This window comes from Peribacillus sp. NJ11 (genome assembly GCF_030348405.1).
Lineage (GTDB): Bacteria > Bacillota > Bacilli > Bacillales > DSM-1321 > Peribacillus.
Genome location: NZ_JAUCFO010000001.1, coordinates 3,619,488 through 3,636,989 on the forward strand (window position 1 = coordinate 3,619,488; position 17,502 = coordinate 3,636,989).

General features: G+C 38.4%; 17 protein-coding genes and 1 riboswitch. Of the genes, 14 read left to right on the top strand and 3 right to left on the bottom strand.

The genetic code is table 11. The features are described from left to right. Positions 1-34 precede the first annotated feature (34 nt). The gene (locus QUF86_RS17940) at positions 35-634 is read right to left on the bottom strand and encodes a nitroreductase family protein (RefSeq protein WP_289335074.1); all 600 of its coding nucleotides are present in this window, start codon (positions 632-634) and stop codon (positions 35-37) included. A 243-nt stretch (positions 635-877) separates the two neighbouring features. Here QUF86_RS17940 and QUF86_RS17945 point away from each other — a divergent pair, with 243 nt between their 5' ends. The 8 genes from QUF86_RS17945 to QUF86_RS17980 all read left to right on the top strand — a co-directional run bounded on the left by QUF86_RS17945 (position 878) and on the right by QUF86_RS17980 (position 8,042). After that, positions 878-1,855: a ring-cleaving dioxygenase gene (locus QUF86_RS17945; protein ID WP_289316161.1), complete on the top strand. Its 978-nt coding sequence runs from the start codon at positions 878-880 to the stop codon at positions 1,853-1,855. A 24-nt stretch (positions 1,856-1,879) separates the two neighbouring features. Continuing rightward, the gene (locus tag QUF86_RS17950) at positions 1,880-2,827 is read left to right on the top strand and encodes a ring-cleaving dioxygenase (RefSeq protein WP_289316162.1); all 948 of its coding nucleotides are present in this window, start codon (positions 1,880-1,882) and stop codon (positions 2,825-2,827) included. Continuing rightward, positions 2,827-3,435, top strand: coding sequence for an alpha/beta hydrolase (locus QUF86_RS17955; RefSeq protein ID WP_289335075.1), 609 nt, complete (start codon positions 2,827-2,829; stop codon positions 3,433-3,435). The genes QUF86_RS17950 and QUF86_RS17955 overlap by 1 nt, the downstream gene beginning before the upstream one ends. 20 nt (positions 3,436-3,455) lie before the next feature. Continuing rightward, positions 3,456-4,064, top strand: a complete 609-nt coding sequence (locus tag QUF86_RS17960) for a flavin reductase family protein (protein ID WP_289335076.1) — start codon at positions 3,456-3,458, stop codon at positions 4,062-4,064. 226 nt (positions 4,065-4,290) lie between these two features. Continuing rightward, positions 4,291-4,393: riboswitch (SAM riboswitch) on the top strand. Positions 4,394-4,476: 83 nt separating this feature from the next. Next, positions 4,477-5,865, top strand: coding sequence for an S-methylmethionine permease (gene mmuP, locus QUF86_RS17965; RefSeq protein ID WP_289335078.1), 1,389 nt, complete (start codon positions 4,477-4,479; stop codon positions 5,863-5,865). Further along, positions 5,862-6,824 (top strand): homocysteine S-methyltransferase, encoded by a 963-nt coding sequence (mmuM, locus tag QUF86_RS17970; RefSeq protein ID WP_289335079.1) that lies wholly within the window; start codon positions 5,862-5,864, stop codon positions 6,822-6,824. Before mmuP ends, mmuM begins: the two co-directional genes overlap by 4 nt. A gap of 596 nt (positions 6,825-7,420) precedes the next feature. Beyond that, positions 7,421-7,588 (top strand): hypothetical protein, encoded by a 168-nt coding sequence (locus QUF86_RS17975; protein WP_162878727.1) that lies wholly within the window; start codon positions 7,421-7,423, stop codon positions 7,586-7,588. A 253-nt stretch (positions 7,589-7,841) separates the two neighbouring features. After that, positions 7,842-8,042 carry a hypothetical protein gene (locus QUF86_RS17980; protein ID WP_289335080.1) on the top strand — a complete coding sequence of 67 codons (201 nt, stop codon included), beginning with the start codon at positions 7,842-7,844 and terminating at the stop codon, positions 8,040-8,042. A 409-nt stretch (positions 8,043-8,451) separates the two neighbouring features. Here the strand turns inward: QUF86_RS17980 and QUF86_RS17985 are convergent, their stop codons facing one another. Then, entirely contained in the window at positions 8,452-8,850 is a 399-nt protein-coding gene (locus tag QUF86_RS17985) for a helix-turn-helix domain-containing protein (RefSeq protein WP_289316167.1), read from the bottom strand. A 230-nt stretch (positions 8,851-9,080) separates the two neighbouring features. Here QUF86_RS17985 and QUF86_RS17990 point away from each other — a divergent pair, with 230 nt between their 5' ends. Both QUF86_RS17990 and aspA read left to right on the top strand, forming a co-directional pair. Then, the gene (locus QUF86_RS17990) at positions 9,081-10,067 is read left to right on the top strand and encodes an asparaginase (protein ID WP_289318362.1); all 987 of its coding nucleotides are present in this window, start codon (positions 9,081-9,083) and stop codon (positions 10,065-10,067) included. 23 nt (positions 10,068-10,090) lie between these two features. Then, positions 10,091-11,521 carry an aspartate ammonia-lyase gene (aspA, locus tag QUF86_RS17995; RefSeq protein ID WP_289316168.1) on the top strand — a complete coding sequence of 477 codons (1,431 nt, stop codon included), beginning with the start codon at positions 10,091-10,093 and terminating at the stop codon, positions 11,519-11,521. Between the two features lie 282 nt (positions 11,522-11,803). Here aspA and glpT read toward each other — a convergent pair whose 3' ends face one another. Beyond that, positions 11,804-13,165 carry a glycerol-3-phosphate transporter gene (glpT, locus tag QUF86_RS18000; RefSeq protein WP_289335081.1) on the bottom strand — a complete coding sequence of 454 codons (1,362 nt, stop codon included), beginning with the start codon at positions 13,163-13,165 and terminating at the stop codon, positions 11,804-11,806. Between the two features lie 971 nt (positions 13,166-14,136). Between glpT and QUF86_RS18005 the strand changes: the two genes are divergently transcribed. The 4 genes from QUF86_RS18005 to cls all read left to right on the top strand — a co-directional run bounded on the left by QUF86_RS18005 (position 14,137) and on the right by cls (position 17,460). Continuing rightward, positions 14,137-14,664, top strand: coding sequence for a DUF4309 domain-containing protein (locus QUF86_RS18005; RefSeq protein WP_289318363.1), 528 nt, complete (start codon positions 14,137-14,139; stop codon positions 14,662-14,664). 221 nt (positions 14,665-14,885) lie between these two features. After that, positions 14,886-15,329, top strand: coding sequence for an SRPBCC family protein (locus tag QUF86_RS18010; protein ID WP_289316170.1), 444 nt, complete (start codon positions 14,886-14,888; stop codon positions 15,327-15,329). Positions 15,330-15,501: 172 nt separating this feature from the next. Further along, entirely contained in the window at positions 15,502-15,765 is a 264-nt protein-coding gene (locus QUF86_RS18015; protein WP_283896419.1) for a metal-sensitive transcriptional regulator, read from the top strand. A gap of 237 nt (positions 15,766-16,002) precedes the next feature. Continuing rightward, positions 16,003-17,460: a cardiolipin synthase gene (gene cls / locus QUF86_RS18020; RefSeq protein ID WP_289335082.1), complete on the top strand. Its 1,458-nt coding sequence runs from the start codon at positions 16,003-16,005 to the stop codon at positions 17,458-17,460. Positions 17,461-17,502 lie beyond the last annotated feature (42 nt).

Consider the following 17,502-nt stretch of genomic DNA (forward strand, 5'->3'; position numbering starts at 1 on the left):
GGCTGGCTCAGTATGTAGAGCCGGCCCTAATGTATTATTGATAATATTTCACTCGTTCTTCAAGTGGTGAGACGGCTTTATCGCCAGGCTCTGCAGTGGGTTTTCCAAAAGGCATCTGTGCGATGAGTTTCCAGTCGCGTGATATATCCCATGTCTTTCTCACCTCGTCATCGATTAAAGGATTATAATGCTGAAGACTTGCACCAAACCCCTCAATTTCCAAGGAAGTCCATACGACAAATTGTAAAATGGCAGATGATTGGTTAGACCAAATCGGGAAGTTTTCGGCATACGTCTTGAATTGTTCTTGAAGCCTTTCTATAATGGCCTGATCTTCAAAGAATAAAACCGTACCATAACCATTTATAAATGACTTCATTTTTTCTTCCGTTTTTTCAAATTCTTTGTCACCGACTGCTTTTCTTAATGTTTCCTTTGTGATATTCCATAATTGGTCGTGGCTTTTCCCGGTTAAAACAATCACTCTTGCACTTTGTGAGTTGAAAGCGGAAGGGGAATATTGAACGGCATGATCGATAACTTCCTTAATCCTTTTATTAGGGACGACAATTTCCTTACTAAGGGAATAATATGAGCGCCTATCTTCAATTGCACTTGAAAAATCTTTAGCCATATATCACACCTCCATTAATTATACCGACTTATTTTGACCTGATATTATTATTTTATTAAGTGAATGGTTTGAAATATTTGAATCAAGAATGGTTGACAAATATATAAATGTCGTTTATCTTTAATTCAAGATATTTTTATTAAAAGTGTTGTGTATAACAGATTAGATACCTTGAATTCGAGATATTATTGGCGGATAATTCATCTCCTTAAGGGGAGATTTATAAAGATAGGAGTGGTACGGATGGAATTAAAAGGATTACATCATGTTTCGGCGATTACAGCTAGAGCGGGAAACAACTTTGAATTTTACACGAAAGTATTAGGGATGCGATTAATCAAAAAAACGGTGAATCAAGATGATATTCGTGTGTATCACTTATTTTATGGAGACCAAATTGGTTCACCGGGAACGGAACTGACATTTTTTGAAATTCCCAATGCTGCCCGCACTCATGAAGGAAACAATAGTATTTCAGAAATTTCTTTACGGGTGAGGGATGATGAAGCACTCGAATATTGGAAAAAACGGTTTGTGGAATCCAAGGTTGATCATGATGAAATATCAACCCGTTTTCAAAGGAAGGTTCTTTCTTTTAAAGATCCTGAAGGGCAAAGGCTTCTTCTTGTTTCCGATCAGGATAATAAAGGCGTTCAAGGAGGGTTACCATGGGATGGAAGCCCGGTACCGCAAGAGTTTTCCATACTAGGATTAGGACCAGTTAAACTTACTGTACCCAATATTGAACAAACGCAAAGCGTTCTTACCGAAGTATTGGGGTTCAGGAAATCAGGCACATACCCATCCTCAATTAGGGGGCAAAATCCGATTGTCGTTTACGAGACAGGTGAGGGAGGAACAGGAGCGGAAGTCCATGTCGAAGAAAGGAATGACATTCCCCGAGAACGATTGGGGAGAGGCGGAGTACACCATGTTGCCTTCCGGGTGGATAATGAAGTAGAACTGAGAAAATGGATAGAGAAAATTAGTGAATCGAAATTCGTGAACTCGGGATATGTGGACCGCTTTTATTTTCGTTCACTATATTTTAGGGAGCCGAATGGCATATTATTTGAATTAGCGACTGATGGACCTGGTTTTGCAGTGGATGAAGCAGAGGAGCACCTAGGCGAGAACCTCGCACTGCCACCATTTTTAGAATCGAAAAGAAAAGATATTGAATCGAATTTAAAACCCCTGAATACTAAATCAACAAATTAATCAACGGGAAAGGAAGTAATCGGCATGAGAAAGCAAAATGCAGGAATACATCATATAACCGCAATTGTAGGCAATCCTCAAGAGAATGTGGATTTTTATGCTGGAGTATTAGGGATGCGTATGGTGAAGAAAACTGTTAATTTTGATGATCCAGGCACCTATCACTTATATTTCGGAGATGAATCAGGTTCACCGGGTACTATCATCACTTTCTTTCCTTGGCCTGGGGCATACCGAGGGACAATTGGCTCTGGACAAGTGGGGATTACGACATATGCCATTCCGGAAGGTTCAATGGGCTTCTGGGAAATGCGTTTGGGTAAATTTAATATAGACTTTGAAAAGTCATCACGTTTCGGTGAGGAATATCTGAAATTCCAAGACCCACATGGTTTGCAACTTGAACTGGTTGAGCGTAAAGAAGGTAAAAATAGCGAGTGGTCATTCGGCGGTGTACCAGCTGATAAGGCGGTCAAGGGATTCGGCGGTGCTGTATTATTGACGTCAAAACCGATCAAAACGATGGAACTATTAGAGGAAGTGATGGGCCTGCAAAAGATCGGGGAAGAGGACGATTTCATCCGCTTCAAATCCACATCGGACATCGGAAATTTAATAGATGTTAAAAAAACCGTTTTGCCAAATGGGAAAATCGGAGTAGGAACTGTCCATCATCTGGCATGGCGTGCAAGCGATAATGAAGATCATAAAGAATGGAGAGAACATATCGGTAACAATGGCTATGGCGTGACCCCATTTACAGACCGTCAATACTTCGATGCCATTTATTTCCGGGAAGATGGAGGCATACTCTTTGAAGTTGCCACAGATCCACCTGGCTTTGCTCATGATGAGACGAAGGAAACGATGGGTAGTAAATTGATGCTCCCGCCATGGCTGGAAGAAAAAAGGGGAATCATGGAGAAAACGTTACTGCCGGCAGTGCCGAGAGTACTAGAGGAGGATAAATGATGAAACATATTTTTCAAAAAGGAAGTAATCCAGAAGCTCCGGTACTTTTGCTTTTACATGGTACTGGAGGAACGGAATCAGATCTCTTGCCATTATCGGAAATGGTTTCACCGGGTTCATCCGTATTGAGTGTACGGGGAAATGTACTTGAAAACGGAATGCCTCGTTTTTTCCGCCGGTTAGCTGAAGGGGTTTTTGATGAAGAAGATTTGATTTTCCGTACGAATGAGCTTAATGACTTCTTGGAATTAGCGTCCGGACAATATGACTTCGACCGTGACAGAGTGGTAGCATTAGGTTATTCTAATGGTGCAAATATAGCGGCAAGTTTGATGTTCCATTTCGAAGGGGCACTACAAGGAGCGATTCTTCATCATCCAATGGTGCCTAGACGAGGGATTGCTATGCCGTCACTCTCAGATATACCTGTATTTATTGCTGCAGGTAAAAACGATCCGATTTGCCCGGCAGAAGAAACGGATGAACTTAAACAACTTTTATTGCAAGCTGGTGCTTCGGTGGAAGTTCACTGGGAAAATTACGGTCATCAGTTAACACGTTCAGAGGTCGAGGCAGCAGGTTCATGGTTTCATAAGAACTTTATATAAGAATGAAAGAGGGAATGAAGATGATTTCAGTAAATCCTGAAGGTCTGACTGAACGGGAAAATTATAAGTTTTTGACTGGAAGCATTATACCGAGACCCATAGCTCTGATTACGACACAATCCGAAACCGGTACCATCAATATAGCGCCGTTCAGCTTTTTTAACATAGTCAGTTCCAATCCTCCGATGATTTCCATTTCTGTTCAACGGAAAGAAGGAGTTTCAAAGGACACTGCACGAAATGCAATTCAATCAGGGGAATTCGTTGTTCATATCACTGATGAAAATAATGTTGCTGATGCAAATCGAACGGCCAAGGAACTCCCATCGGATGAAAGTGAATTGGGCCTGACCAATTTCACGACGGCTGTTAGTGATAAGGTATCCGTACCAGGATTGCAAGAAGCGAAGGTACGCTTTGAATGTACATTAGAGCATGCGATTCCATTGGGAGGTTCCCTAGATAAACCTGGTTGTGATTTATTGATAGGTAAAATAGTCTGCTATCATATAGAGCAAGATATTTACCATAATGGCCGAATTGACCAGAATGGGCTTAAACCTGTAGCAAGATTAGCGGGTCATACTTATACAAAACTAGGGGAATTATTTGAAATGGAACGACCTTAAGTGATAAGAAAGAAAAAATGGCGTCATCTTTTAAGATGTCGTCATTTTTTTTATACCAAAATTATTTCCGGTTAGCATTATCTGCAATTCTACGGTGAGCGACTGTACCAAAACAAGCAATCATGCCGGAGGTGACAAAATAGTCCGAATGTAAAGGGAATTCTTTATATTCCAAAACAAAACTTGACAATTTTTTCATAGATTGATAAAGTTATAAAAAATTAATTTCTTATCCAGAGAGGTGGAGGGACTGGCCCTATGAAACCTCAGCAACAGGTCTGCTAAGACACTGTGCTAATTCCAGGGGGTGAAACCTTGATAGATAAGACCGTACGTTTTTATTTGTCAGTAGCGCACTCTTTTTAGAGTGCGTTTTCGTTTTTTTCTGGATGCAGGATAAAGGAGAGTATGAATGGAGAACAAAAGGAAACAGGAATTTCAAAGGGAAATGAAAACACGGCATTTAATCATGCTATCGCTTGGCGGGGTGATTGGAACAGGTTTGTTCTTAAGTTCGGGTTATACGATTCAGCAGGCTGGCCCGTTTGGCACCATCCTTTCGTATCTGATTGGAGCATTAGTGGTTTATCTAGTCATGCTATGTCTAGGTGAACTGGCAGTACATATGCCCGAGACAGGTGCGTTTCATAGCTACGCAGCCAAATACATCGGACCAGGGACAGGGTTTACAGTAGCTTGGTTATATTGGTTAACCTGGACTGTTGCACTAGGTTCGGAATTCACGGCTGCAGGATTGTTGATGCAGCGATGGTTTCCATCAATCAATGTCTGGATATGGAGTGCTCTATTTGCCATATTGGTCTTGGTATTAAATGCTTGGACCGTTAAGTTTTTCGCTGAATCCGAATTTTGGTTTGCGTCTATAAAGGTAATTGCGATTGTGATATTTATTATTTTGGGAGCAGCGACAATGGTAGGTTTTATTCCAATGACTAACTCACAACCAGCACCGCTATTTTCCAATTTTACAAGTGCAGGTTTATTTCCGAATGGTGCTTTTGCCATTATAATGACGATGCTTGCGGTGAATTTCGCATTTTCTGGAACTGAATTAATCGGAATTGCAGCTGGAGAAACTGTGAATCCAGAAAAAACGATACCAAAGGCAATCCGCATGACATTATGGAGATTGATCATCTTTTTTGTAGGAACCATCGTTGTATTATCCGCATTATTGCCTGTTTCGGATGCAAGCGTATTAGAGAGCCCCTTTGTTGCAGTTCTTGAACGAATTGGAGTGCCATATGCAGCGGATATCATGAACTTTGTTATTTTAACTGCCATTTTGTCTGCTGCAAACTCAGGTCTATATGCCTCTTCCAGAATGCTTTGGTCCCTTGCAGATAAGAAAACGATATCACCAATATTTGCAAAATTAACAAAAAGAGGCGTTCCGATAAATGCAGTCATTTTCAGTATGTTGGGTGGTGGTTTAGCCTTGTTCTCGAGTATTATTGCACCGGATACGGTGTATATCGTCCTTGTATCCATTTCGGGTCTAGCCGTGGTTGTAGTTTGGATGAGTATTAGCGCTTCACAGTTCCTATTCCGAAGACGTTTTATAAAAGAAGGAAATTCAGTAAATGATTTGGCTTATCGTACACCATTATATCCGTTCGTACCAATCGTTTCTTTCATGCTTTGTCTTGCTTCATGTATAGGAATTGCCTTTGATCCTACACAACGGATAGCACTTTATTGTGGTATTCCATTTATTTTGTTTTGCTATGGAACTTATTATATTACACAATCTTCAAAGAAAAGAGGAGTAAAACCATGAAGAATAAAATAAACCCAATTGACGCTATTTTACGAGATCATTCAGTCATGATTCTGGACGGAGCTCTAGCTACAGAGCTCGAGCGGTATGGATGTGATTTGGACGATCCCCTGTGGTCTGCACGTGTATTACTTGAAAATCCAGAAGTGATTTATCAGGTTCACTCTGCATATTTTCGTGCTGGAGCGGACTGTGCGATAACTGCAAGCTACCAAGCCACCGTTGAAGGTTTCTCCCTGCGTGGGATACAAGAAAAAGAGGCCATGGAGTTAATTCGGAAAACGGTGTTACTCGCAAGGAAAGCAAGGGATGATTATTGGAAGGATGAAACGCAAACAAATAGACCTAAGCCATTGGTTGCTGCATCAGTTGGACCTTATGGGGCGTACCTTGCAGATGGTTCAGAATATGTAGGAAACTATGGTGTTTCAGATGAAACCTTAGTAGAATTTCATCGCCCAAGAATATCAGCTTTGATTGAAGCAGGTGCTGATCTCCTAGCATTTGAAACGATTCCATCCCTTCAAGAAGCAAAAGTATTGGATTCATTATTGAAGGATTATCCAGAAGTGTATGCTTGGCTATCCTTTTCTTTGAAAGATGAGAAAGCGATAAGTGACGGTACATTGCTGGAGGAGTGTACGAGGTTGTTTGAGGAAAGTGAGCAAATTGCAGCGATTGGCATTAATTGTGCACCAGTATCAGTTGTCACGGAAGCTATCAATGTGTTGAGTGCAAACACGAAAAAACCAATTATTGTTTATCCGAATTCTGGTGAAACTTATAATCCGGATACCAAAACATGGCATGGTCAAGAATCTTGTAACAAGTTCGACCTGAAATCCGAAGAATGGCACCATGCAGGGGCACGTTTGATTGGAGGTTGCTGCAGAACGGCACCTCATCATATTGAAGAGATTTCAAGAAAGTGGCGACCATCCGAGGTGGTATCCTCATAGCCTTTTTTCTGGATTTCAAAATGTTTTTATTAGCTATGTAAGAAGTGGGAAAACCCTCCCTCTCGTCTTGTCAAAAATAAAAAGAACAGGAATCATCTTAATCAGGCGGTTCCTGTTCTTTTTGTCTCTTTATTCAGATTTGAGTTATTGGAAGGAAAGGGAGAATTGCTTATTGTTTCTAGGGGCTTCTGAAATAAGTGATTCGTTTCATGTATGCACTTGACCGAATTGCGCCTACTTAACGGTGGTTGCGGATTTTGCCGCTTGATTGCCTGGATCATGATGTACAATTAGACGAATATTGAACGAGAAAGGAGGGATTTGGAAATATTAGTTGCTATCTCTCGGGATTTAGAGAGGAATGAATCCGATTTTGCAGCAGGTTCAGATTCACCTTTACTTATTTAGCCAAACTGCTTAAGGCAACAATGAAAAACAGCCTTCATTAAAGCAAGAAACAATGAAATATGAGTCAACCTAGAATGAAAGTTCCTTATTAATAAAATGATTCACGATCAGTAAAAAGGGAAATTAAATCATATTTTTTTTACGCTTGGGAAAACTAAATAAACAAGAATAGAAAGGAGAGAATGAATATGAGTCGTGGTAAAAATTTTAATCACAAAGAAAAAGGACATCCAGGGAATTTACCTAATAATAGAATAAGCGAAGAGAAAGAACATAGTCGACAATATGAACAGATTGAGGATATTGTCACACATGAAGCTTTTAAAAATCGTGAAAAAGAAGACGAGATGCCTTAATTAATTGGGAAGCAGTATATAGTTTAGTCATTTTTAAATATCGCTCATAACATAGTACTAGCAAGGTATTGCAATTATTATTGTTTGCTTAAGCAATTTCCCATTCTAGTAAGGCTTATAAAATTTCGCTTTCCGAAAAACAGCACATGAATAATAACGTTTGTTCCACTTCATCATGATGGTTCCAACATTCAGCTTCGTATTTGCTTTTAAAGATTTCATTAATTTCCATATATGGGATTGGGAAAAAACCATGAGCTTTGCTATGGTTTTTTCTTTCATTGCAAATAATAAAGAGGGAAAGTCGGAGTGGTTAAATGTAAATAAGCGTATAAATGGAGGAAAAAACGGAAGAATTACAAAAAATTCTGTTAAAATTTTTTGTAAGAAGAGTGGAAAACAGGATAAAAATAATGGAGGATCTATGATAATACGACTTTCTTCTATTAAATGATAAAAACCTCCAACTTACTTTCTCGGGACATTAGTTTTCATTGCAGAGCCCAGACCAGTTAGTAGTATAATCTATTGGTACACATATTCTCTTGTCATAAAAAATAGCGATCATTTTAGTCATGAAAGTGCGAACTTCAATAACTAGGACAACTTATCCTAACAAAAGTTAAGGGAGTTCATGTTCTTAAAAGAATCCATCAAGCCTACCATATCCTAATTTTCCAAGTAAGTTAAAACCCAACTATCAGGTGATAGTGCAATAAGTCCACTTTATAACTATAAGACCCTGCTTTATGTCATACGGTTATGTCCCTCATAAATGCTGCAGGAAAATAATAATGTCCGCAATTTGATTTCGTATATTTGTTGCTAATTGAAAGGTTATATCAGATTCCACTTACCAAAACTTAGCCCAATGGCTCTTTTGTTTTATTAAGTTTATCTCGATTTACTTCCACTTCTCGCTTAGCTCTAATAAAAGCAATAAATTGAATCGTTTCTTCTTCAGAAAGAGAAATTCCATCGACAGAAAGCTTCATATTTGATAAATCGGTTAATTCCAAGACCTGAAGTGATTCTGTGGAAACCTCTTTAGGCAGAGAAGCTGGATAATCTACTCTACCTAGAAGATAATCGGTGGATGTATCATATAAGCCGGCTAATAAATTAATCGTTTCTAATGAAGGGCGGCGGTGGCCCGATTCGTAACCTGCATAGGTACTCTTGGCGATTCCGAGCCTGTCAGCCGTATATTGCAAAGACCACCTTTTGCACTTCCTTAATGTAGTTAATCTATTTAATATCATTTTTATTACTCTCCTTTTATATAAATCCATTATACCATCATATGACAATAAAGTGTACGCGTAATGAATAACTTTAGCTTGATTTCACTCTTGAACAGAACTATAATTACATGTGATGTACGCGTAACATGAACATTTACAATGAATACATCCTTTCTGAGATGCTTAGAATGATTGGGATACAGGGAGGCTTTATAGGGGGTAGTAAATTGGAGGAATTGAAGTCAAAAATTAAGAAGTTGATGTTAATTACTACCGGTGGTACAATTGCATCGTTAGAAGGGGAAAATGGACTGGTTCCAGGGATGAAAGCTGACGAAATTTTAGGTCACCTTCCGGGATTGGATTTATGTCAGATTGATAGTAAGCCTTTGATGAATATCGATAGTACAAATATGCAGCCGGAAGATTGGACAGAAATGGCTCAATCCATCCATGAGCACTACCATGATTACGATGGCTTTGTGATCACCCATGGGACAGATACGATGGCTTACACTTCAGCTGCGCTCTCATATATGTTACAAGATTTAGGGAAACCAATTATTATTACAGGTTCTCAAATCCCAATTGCCTTTAAAAAGACGGATGCCAAAAGAAATATCTCTGATGCGATTCGGTTTGCTTGTGAAGATATTGGAGGCGTATATGTAGTTTTTGATGGTAGAGTCATCCAGGGTACAAGGGCCATTAAATTGAGAACGAAAAGCTATGATTCGTTTGAAAGTATTAATTATCCTTATATTGCTTCCATATCAAAAGATAAAATTGAGTATCTTAAGCCAGTTCAATCAACAAAGAATAAGAAAGCCAAGTTAGATGCTTCCATTTGTACTGATGTTGCTTTGGTAAAGCTATATCCGGGGATTAAGCCCGAATTCTTTGATTTTCTGAAAAATCAATACCGGGGAATTGTAATTGAAAGTTATGGGAGCGGCGGTATTCCGTTTCAAGGAAGAAATATTTTAGAGAAGTTGAATGAGTTGGTCGAGTGTGGAATATCCGTTGTCATTACTACCCAATGTTTAGAGGAAGGGGAGGATATGGATATATACGAAGTGGGACGAAAAGTAAATAAGAATGTCATCATTCGTTCCAGAAATATGAATACAGAAGCCATCGTTCCTAAGTTGATGTGGATATTAGCAAAGACACAGGATCCCAAAAAGGTGAAGGAATTGATGGAAACACCGATTGCAGAGGACATTACATTCTAGAACAAACAAAGGGGCAAGAGGAAATGTTGATAGATGAGAGAACATACCGAATTGAAAAAGACTTTCTTGGGGAAAAGGAAATTCCAGCAGATGTTTATTATGGAATACAAACTTTACGCGCTGTAGAAAATTTTCCGATTACCGGTTATAAAGTCAATGAAGAAATGATTCGTGCACTTGCTATGATAAAAAAAGCAGCCGCTTTAGCAAATATGGATACCAAACGCTTGTATGAAGGTATTGGAAACGCTATCGTTAAAGCTTCAGATGAAGTGATCGATGGAAAGTGGCATGAATATTTCATCGTTGACCCAATTCAAGGCGGCGCGGGCACTTCGATGAATATGAACATTAATGAAATCGTTGCCAACCGAGCGTTAGAACTTATGGGACACAATAAAGGTGATTATGTTCATGTTAGTCCAAACAGCCACGTTAACATGTCACAATCGACGAATGACGTATTTCCAACTGCCATTCATTTATCAACACTACGACTATTAGAGCAGTTAATACAAACAATGACAAAGATGAGTACGGTCCTAAAGAATAAAGCAAAACAATTTGATCATGTTATCAAAATGGGTCGCACACATCTTCAGGATGCAGTGCCAATTCGACTCGGGCAAGAATTTGAAGCATATAGTCGCGTATTAGAGCGGGATATAAAAAGAATCAGTCAATCACGTCAACATTTATATGAAGTGAATATGGGAGCAACTGCAGTTGGAACGGGATTAAATGCAGATCCGCGTTACATTGAAAATGTTGTTAAGTATTTAGCTGAAATCAGTGAATTGCCACTTGTCGGAGCAGAACATTTAGTAGATGCAACCCAAAATACGGATGCATATACAGAAGTGTCAGCTTCATTGAAAGTATGTATGATGAATATGTCTAAAATTGCTAATGATTTACGTTTGATGGCTTCAGGACCAAGAGCGGGATTAGGAGAAATCACACTTCCAGCTCGTCAACCAGGTTCATCCATCATGCCAGGAAAAGTAAATCCAGTAATGCCAGAATTAATTAATCAAGTCGCTTTCCAAGTGATCGGGAACGATAATACGATATGCTTAGCATCAGAAGCGGGGCAACTAGAGTTGAATGTAATGGAGCCAGTGCTTGTATTCAATTTATTGCAATCTATCAGCATTATGAACAATGCTTTCAATGTCTTTACAGATTATTGTTTAGAAGGCATTGAAGCGAATGAGCAACATTTAAAAGATTATGTCGAACAAAGTGTTGGAGTGATTACAGCGGTCAACCCGCACCTTGGTTACGAAGTGGTTTCACGTATTGCGCGTGAAGCGATTTTAAAAGGAAAATCAGTTCGCGAACTTTGTTTACAGTATGATGTGTTAACTGAAGAAGAATTGGATTTAATTTTAAATCCTTATGAGATGACAAAGCCTGGTATAGCAGGTGCATCTCTTTTCGATCGGGAATAACCAGTAAATTTGTAGAAGACATTAAACTATATAATTTTGTTGGTATGACTATGCCTATTGGACCATTGGTTTATAGGCATAGTTTTTTATTATATAATAATATTTTAATATGAAATTTTACTCATTCATATGCACACCTGCGTGCGAAGATAAAAAACCGAATATTCAGATTATAAATGAAGATTGTAAGTTTATTTTGTGGTATTTTTGGCCATTGTCCTAAAAATTAATCCCCCTTAGAAATACATCTAAAGGGGAAGCTTGAGCTAAATGTTTCCTGTATTAGCCTTTTACTACTTCCTGTCCACGAACATTCCATGTAAATGCAAAAACCACTACTGCCAGAACACAAGAAATTGTTATTAATGTAAAGCCTGCATTCCAACCTGCAAAGTCCACTACATATCCCATAATGGCATTAGCCGCTACTGATCCACCTAAATATCCAAATAAGCCAGTCAGTCCTGCTGCAGTACCGGCAGCTTTTTTAGGAACTAAATCAAGTGCTTGTAGACCAATTAACATTACAGGCCCATAAATTAAGAATCCAATCGCAATTAGTGAAATAATATCAATCATTGGGTTACCTGCAGGGTTAAACCAGTAAACAAGGACTGCGATTAATACTCCTAGCATAAAGACAACCCCGGCCGGTCCACGACGCCCTTTAAAAACTTTATCCGAGATATAACCGCATAATAAAGTTCCCGGAATGCCTGCCCATTCATATAAGAAATAAGCCGTACTGGACTCGTCCATGTTGAAGCCTTTTTCTTCGCTTAAATAGGTCGGAGCCCAATCAAGTACCCCATAACGGACGAAATAAACAAAGATGTTTGCAATCGCAATTGCCCAAACCCATTTGTTATTTAAAACATATTTAAATAATATCTCTTTTGTTGTCAATTCTGTTTCAAACGTTTTTTTCATTTTATTTGGAAAATCATTACGATACTCTTCAATTGGAGGTAATCCAACTGATTGTGGTGTATCGCGTATTAAGATAAATGAAATGATTGCGATTATAATAGCAACTATAGCAGGTAGTATAAAAACCCCTTCATAACCTGAATAAGAAGAACCCATAAATGTTGCAAAGATGGAGACACCTGCAATCGCCAATGGTGCCATTAAGCCACCACCCACGTTATGGGCAACATTCCATACCGCTGTTTTTCCCCCTCTTTCACTAACACTAAACCAGTGAACAAGTACTCGGCCTGATGGAGGCCAACCCATTCCTTGAAACCATCCATTAATGAATAACATGATGAACATAATTGCAACCGATGATGTGAAAAATGGAACGACGCCCATAAGTAAGCTAACAATTCCAGCAAGAATCAACCCTACTGGCAAGAAGTACCGTGCATTACTTCGGTCTGACACAGTTCCCATTACAAACTTACTTATCCCATATGAAATCGAAATGGCTGATAATGCAAGACCCAGCTCTCCAGTTGTAAACCCTTCCTCCTTTAAATATGGCATCGCCATGGTAAAGTTTTTCCGAATTAAATAGTACGCTGCATAACCAATGAAGATTCCGATGAAAACTTGTAATCTAAGTTTCTTATATTCAGAATCAATTTTTCCTTCAGGTAATCTTTCCACTGGTGGGGCAGGCTTAAATAATTTGAGCATCCAATTCCTCCTTATTATAATTTTGAACCAAGTTAAGTATCGATGTTGAAACATAAAAAAACCCACACTTAAATAGCGCCCTTTTTGTTTAAAAGGTCTATTAAAGCATGAGTCTCCAAATCTCCATCATCGTTAACTTGTAATAAATATACTATCTTTATAAGAAAACGCTGTCAACCGTTTTTTTTGTGTGGGTTTGGACAGTGTCTGGCGCCATTTGCATCAAGTTAACTAAATAAAATTGTTTTAGTCGTAGTTTTAAAATCAGGACAATTAGAATAAATGTGGTCCACTTGAAATGGCATGATCGGTATTAATCTTTCGATTGAAAGGGTCATTAAATCGAGATAGAGCTAAATCGTAACGATGTGTTATGTTTTATGGGAATAACTAAATTAAGACAAGACGTCACAACTGTATAAAATGCAATGTCCCCTGATTGTAACTGGAATTCATAGCTTGAAGAAAGGCATTTATATTCGTTTTTACGGTAGATTCAGTAGCCTCTGCAAATGATGGCTACTTCATTCCCTTCTTCCGGTTTCGTTCCTGAAACAAAAAAGCAGCTCTTAATGTTTTGGAATGCTCATCACTTTGAAAAGATTTTTTTTAGTACGAATGACATGTGTCCAAAATTCCAACGAATATTAATAGTAAAGGTAAAACCAAATGGAATGATATAGACAATTCATTCAGTAACAGTCTAAATCATTTGCACAGTATTATTTAGCCCAGTTTCCAAACGGCAAATAATTTTTGTTCCAAAAAACTTTCATTTTGTTGAAGAGATAACGTCCTTATTATGAGTGAAGAATGACACGTTTAAGAGGATTGAAGATGGTATTATTCTCAATTATTGAGCATATATAGAACTGCTGGATTACCTTGAATCTTCGGGATCCCTAATTAAAAACGGTTAAAATAGTGTAATTAGTCATTATCACGAGAAAGGGAGGATAACTTTGAAACAAGTGAATCGTTTTACCCGAAGCTTTACATTGCTAATGCTGGCATTTTTCATGTTTAGTGGGCAGGCTGCTTTTGCTTCTTCAGCTTCAATATCATCACAGTCCACGCCAGATCTCTTGATTAGGCAGATCATGGGATTAGCCTATGAATCCCAACAATCCATTAACAGTAAACCATTTTCTGTAGGTGATTCGTTGAAGAAAGTGGAAAAAGACTGGGGTACACCGGAAGATTTAAGTACAGTTGCAGCTAATTATTGGAGCCGTAATGTCCGATTCCTCTATGACGGCTCAACAGGTAGAAAAACGATTACCGCCATTGAGGATTTTGATCCGCAATTGCAAACGATTCATTTATCTAAGTTGAAGGGATTGATTGGTGAACCTGTAAGTGAAGAGGAGCAAGAAGGAATGTATTATGTCACTTATACTGATTACGTAAATTATAAAGTGGTCTTCGTGTTCGAGAGCGCCTGGATTAACCCTGATCCAAGATTGAATATGTATACGGTCGAATTTGCGTCCGATTAATGAGTAAAAGACATAAAAGGATCGTCCCGTTATTTCAGAGGGGCGATTCTTTGAATTTGAATGGTTGAAGGTTTTTCATGATCCAAATCTTTTAACTCGTATATAAAACAAATCCAAGATGTAATATCGTGAAAATTTGTTTCGGTATCTAACCGTTCTAATCAATATTGTTCAGCCATACATTAAAAAGATGTAAGTAGAATGATTAAGGGGGAACTGCTTTGTCAGAAGGTGTGCATAGTATCATTTTACCTGTTTCAATAAAAACGGTATGGGGATTTGTCAGTGTCATAGATCGTTGGGCACCTCTTGTCCCAGGATATATCAATCATGAGATGATAAATGAGGGGACACTTATTTGGGAGTTTAAAAGCGAATTGGGATTAATGAAGAAGAAAATTAAACTTGAAGTGAATATATTGGAATGGATGGAACCCGATAAGGTAACATTTAAACTTAAGGGAATAAATGAAAAATTTGATGGACATGGCTATTTTTTAGCAGAACAGTGCGGAAATGGACAGACTAAAATGACTGGCTGTCTGGCGATTACGGCAAAAGGAGCTAAAGCCCCTATCGTCAATGCTTTGTTAAAAACCTACGTTCCCCAAATGACGATCGAGTTTTCTGAGGCAGTTGCACAAAGTCTCCTTGTACAAAAATAGAATTTACATATTGGAGCTATCGTTATTGTATATTGGCACTTGACAATTATACCTTAGTGGTATGTATTATAAATTGTAAGATTTTTATTAAGCAATCATTTCAAACTGAATGGGTTTTATGATGGATGTCTGGATAGAATTCATAAGTAATTGGCAGGGTAGGAGGCCTCACATGGAATATGATAAGCAAGTTAAAAATAGAGTGAAGCGAATTGAAGGACAGCTTCGTGGGATATTGAAAATGATGGAGGAAAACAAAGATTGCAGAGATGTTGTCACGCAGTTATCTGCCACTAGATCTGCCATCGATAGGACAATTGGAGTAATAGTAAGTTCCAATCTTGTAGAATGCGTCAGGGAGGCTAATGAAACCGGAGAAAAGAATCCCGAAGAGCTAGTCAAAGAAGCTGTTAATTTATTAGTGAAAAGCCGGTAAGCAATTATATTTTATTGTTATTGTTGAATTGAAATTTTTAAGGCAATGATTATAAGACACCCTGACCAACCTGAGGATTTTTAGTGTTCAGGGTGGATGGATTTTTTTAAAATGGGCCTCTACAGGAAGAGGTCCATTTTTGTGAATTCTCTGTTTTCATTTCTGATAAGCAAATCCTTTGATATAAAGAATTTGCATGGTATCCTTAAAGGGATAAAAATTGAGTGAGGGTATACTATGGAATTTACGCATGTTACATCGGTTTTGCTGGGCCTCGTCATCATTCTAAATATTTTATTTGCCACGGTTGTCATATTTTTTGAAAGAAGGGAAGCGAGCACGACCTGGGCTTGGTTATTGGTGTTATATTTTCTGCCTGTAGTCGGTTTTATTTTATATCTTCTTTTTGGTACGAGTTTAAGACACGCCCACTTATTCCAATGGGAGGACAAGAAGAAAATCGGGATTGAAGAAATCCTTGATAAACAGATGGAAGAGCTTTCAACGGATCATTTTCCTTTTCGAAATGCTTCTTCAAGTAATTACCGTGATTTGATTTATATGCATCTCCGGAACAATGATGCCGTGCTTACTGAAGATAATCAAGTCGATATTTTTACAGAAGGAAAAAATAAGTTTGACCAGCTTTTTAAAGATATTGAAGCGGCCGAAAACCATATACATATACAATACTACATCATTCAAAGGGACGGCCTGGGTAAACGATTCATTGAAGCTTTGACTAAAAAAGCGAATGAAGGCGTCAAAGTTCGGCTGCTTTATGACGAGCTGGGTTCTAGAGGGATGACTAAACGTTTCTTCAGGGAATTTAGGCAGGCTGGAGGAAGAGTGGAGGCATTCTTTCCATCCAAATTAAAATTTATAAATTTACGGCTGAATTTCCGTAACCATCGAAAGCTCGTCATCATAGATGGAAAAGTAGGGTATGTTGGAGGCTTTAATGTTGGAGATGAGTATTTAGGGCTTAATCCAAAATTCGGTTATTGGCGTGATACACACCTTCGAATCAAGGGGTCGGCTGTCAAAGCCATTCAAACCCGTTTTATCCTTGATTGGAATCAGGCATCAAAGCACCATGATATAACTTATCAGCCTCATTATTTCCCTATTGTAAAACCTCAAGGCAATATAGATTTGCAAATAGTGACAAGTGGGCCGGATTCTGAATGGGAACAAATTAAAAATGGCTATATTAAATTAATTTCATCAGCAAAGAAATCGATTCTCATTCAAACACCTTACTTCATACCAGATGCAAGTTTATTGGATGCACTCAGGATTGCCTGTTTATCAGGATTAGATGTAAAGATAATGATTCCTAATAAACCTGATCACCTTTTCGTTTATTGGGCAACAACTTACAATGCAGGGCAGTTATTAAGAGCGGGAGCTAAGATATACATCTATGATAACGGCTTTATTCATGCGAAGATGATCGTGGTGGACGAAGAGGTTTCCTCGGTGGGAACAGCTAACATTGATGTCCGAAGTTTTAAATTGAACTTTGAAGTCAATGCCTTCATTTATGATGAAGGAATGGCCGAAACACTGACAAGGATTTTTTATAAAGATGTCGAAGTCTGCAGGCAGCTTACAATTGAAGAGTTTGAAAAGCGTTCAAAGTGGATTCGTTTTAAAGAGTCCATTGCACGGCTGGTATCACCGATTTTATAGCTTTATAAATAAGCGGCCCATTACTATAAGGGCCGCTTCTTT

Excerpts from the sequence above, each read along its gene's own strand:
- QUF86_RS17940 (WP_289335074.1), bottom strand. The coding sequence starts at position 634 with ATGGCTAAAGATTTTTCAAGTGCAATTGAAGATAGGCGCTCATATTAT.
- QUF86_RS17945 (WP_289316161.1), top strand. The coding sequence starts at position 878 with ATGGAATTAAAAGGATTACATCATGTTTCGGCGATTACAGCTAGAGCG.
- QUF86_RS17950 (WP_289316162.1), top strand. The coding sequence starts at position 1,880 with ATGAGAAAGCAAAATGCAGGAATACATCATATAACCGCAATTGTAGGC.
- QUF86_RS17955 (WP_289335075.1), top strand. The coding sequence starts at position 2,827 with ATGAAACATATTTTTCAAAAAGGAAGTAATCCAGAAGCTCCGGTACTT.
- QUF86_RS17960 (WP_289335076.1), top strand. The coding sequence starts at position 3,456 with ATGATTTCAGTAAATCCTGAAGGTCTGACTGAACGGGAAAATTATAAG.
- mmuP (WP_289335078.1), top strand. The coding sequence starts at position 4,477 with ATGGAGAACAAAAGGAAACAGGAATTTCAAAGGGAAATGAAAACACGG.
- mmuM (WP_289335079.1), top strand. The coding sequence starts at position 5,862 with ATGAAGAATAAAATAAACCCAATTGACGCTATTTTACGAGATCATTCA.
- QUF86_RS17975 (WP_162878727.1), top strand. The coding sequence starts at position 7,421 with ATGAGTCGTGGTAAAAATTTTAATCACAAAGAAAAAGGACATCCAGGG.
- QUF86_RS17980 (WP_289335080.1), top strand. The coding sequence starts at position 7,842 with ATGAGCTTTGCTATGGTTTTTTCTTTCATTGCAAATAATAAAGAGGGA.
- QUF86_RS17985 (WP_289316167.1), bottom strand. The coding sequence starts at position 8,850 with ATGATATTAAATAGATTAACTACATTAAGGAAGTGCAAAAGGTGGTCT.
- aspA (WP_289316168.1), top strand. The coding sequence starts at position 10,091 with ATGTTGATAGATGAGAGAACATACCGAATTGAAAAAGACTTTCTTGGG.
- glpT (WP_289335081.1), bottom strand. The coding sequence starts at position 13,165 with ATGCTCAAATTATTTAAGCCTGCCCCACCAGTGGAAAGATTACCTGAA.
- QUF86_RS18015 (WP_283896419.1), top strand. The coding sequence starts at position 15,502 with ATGGAATATGATAAGCAAGTTAAAAATAGAGTGAAGCGAATTGAAGGA.
- cls (WP_289335082.1), top strand. The coding sequence starts at position 16,003 with ATGGAATTTACGCATGTTACATCGGTTTTGCTGGGCCTCGTCATCATT.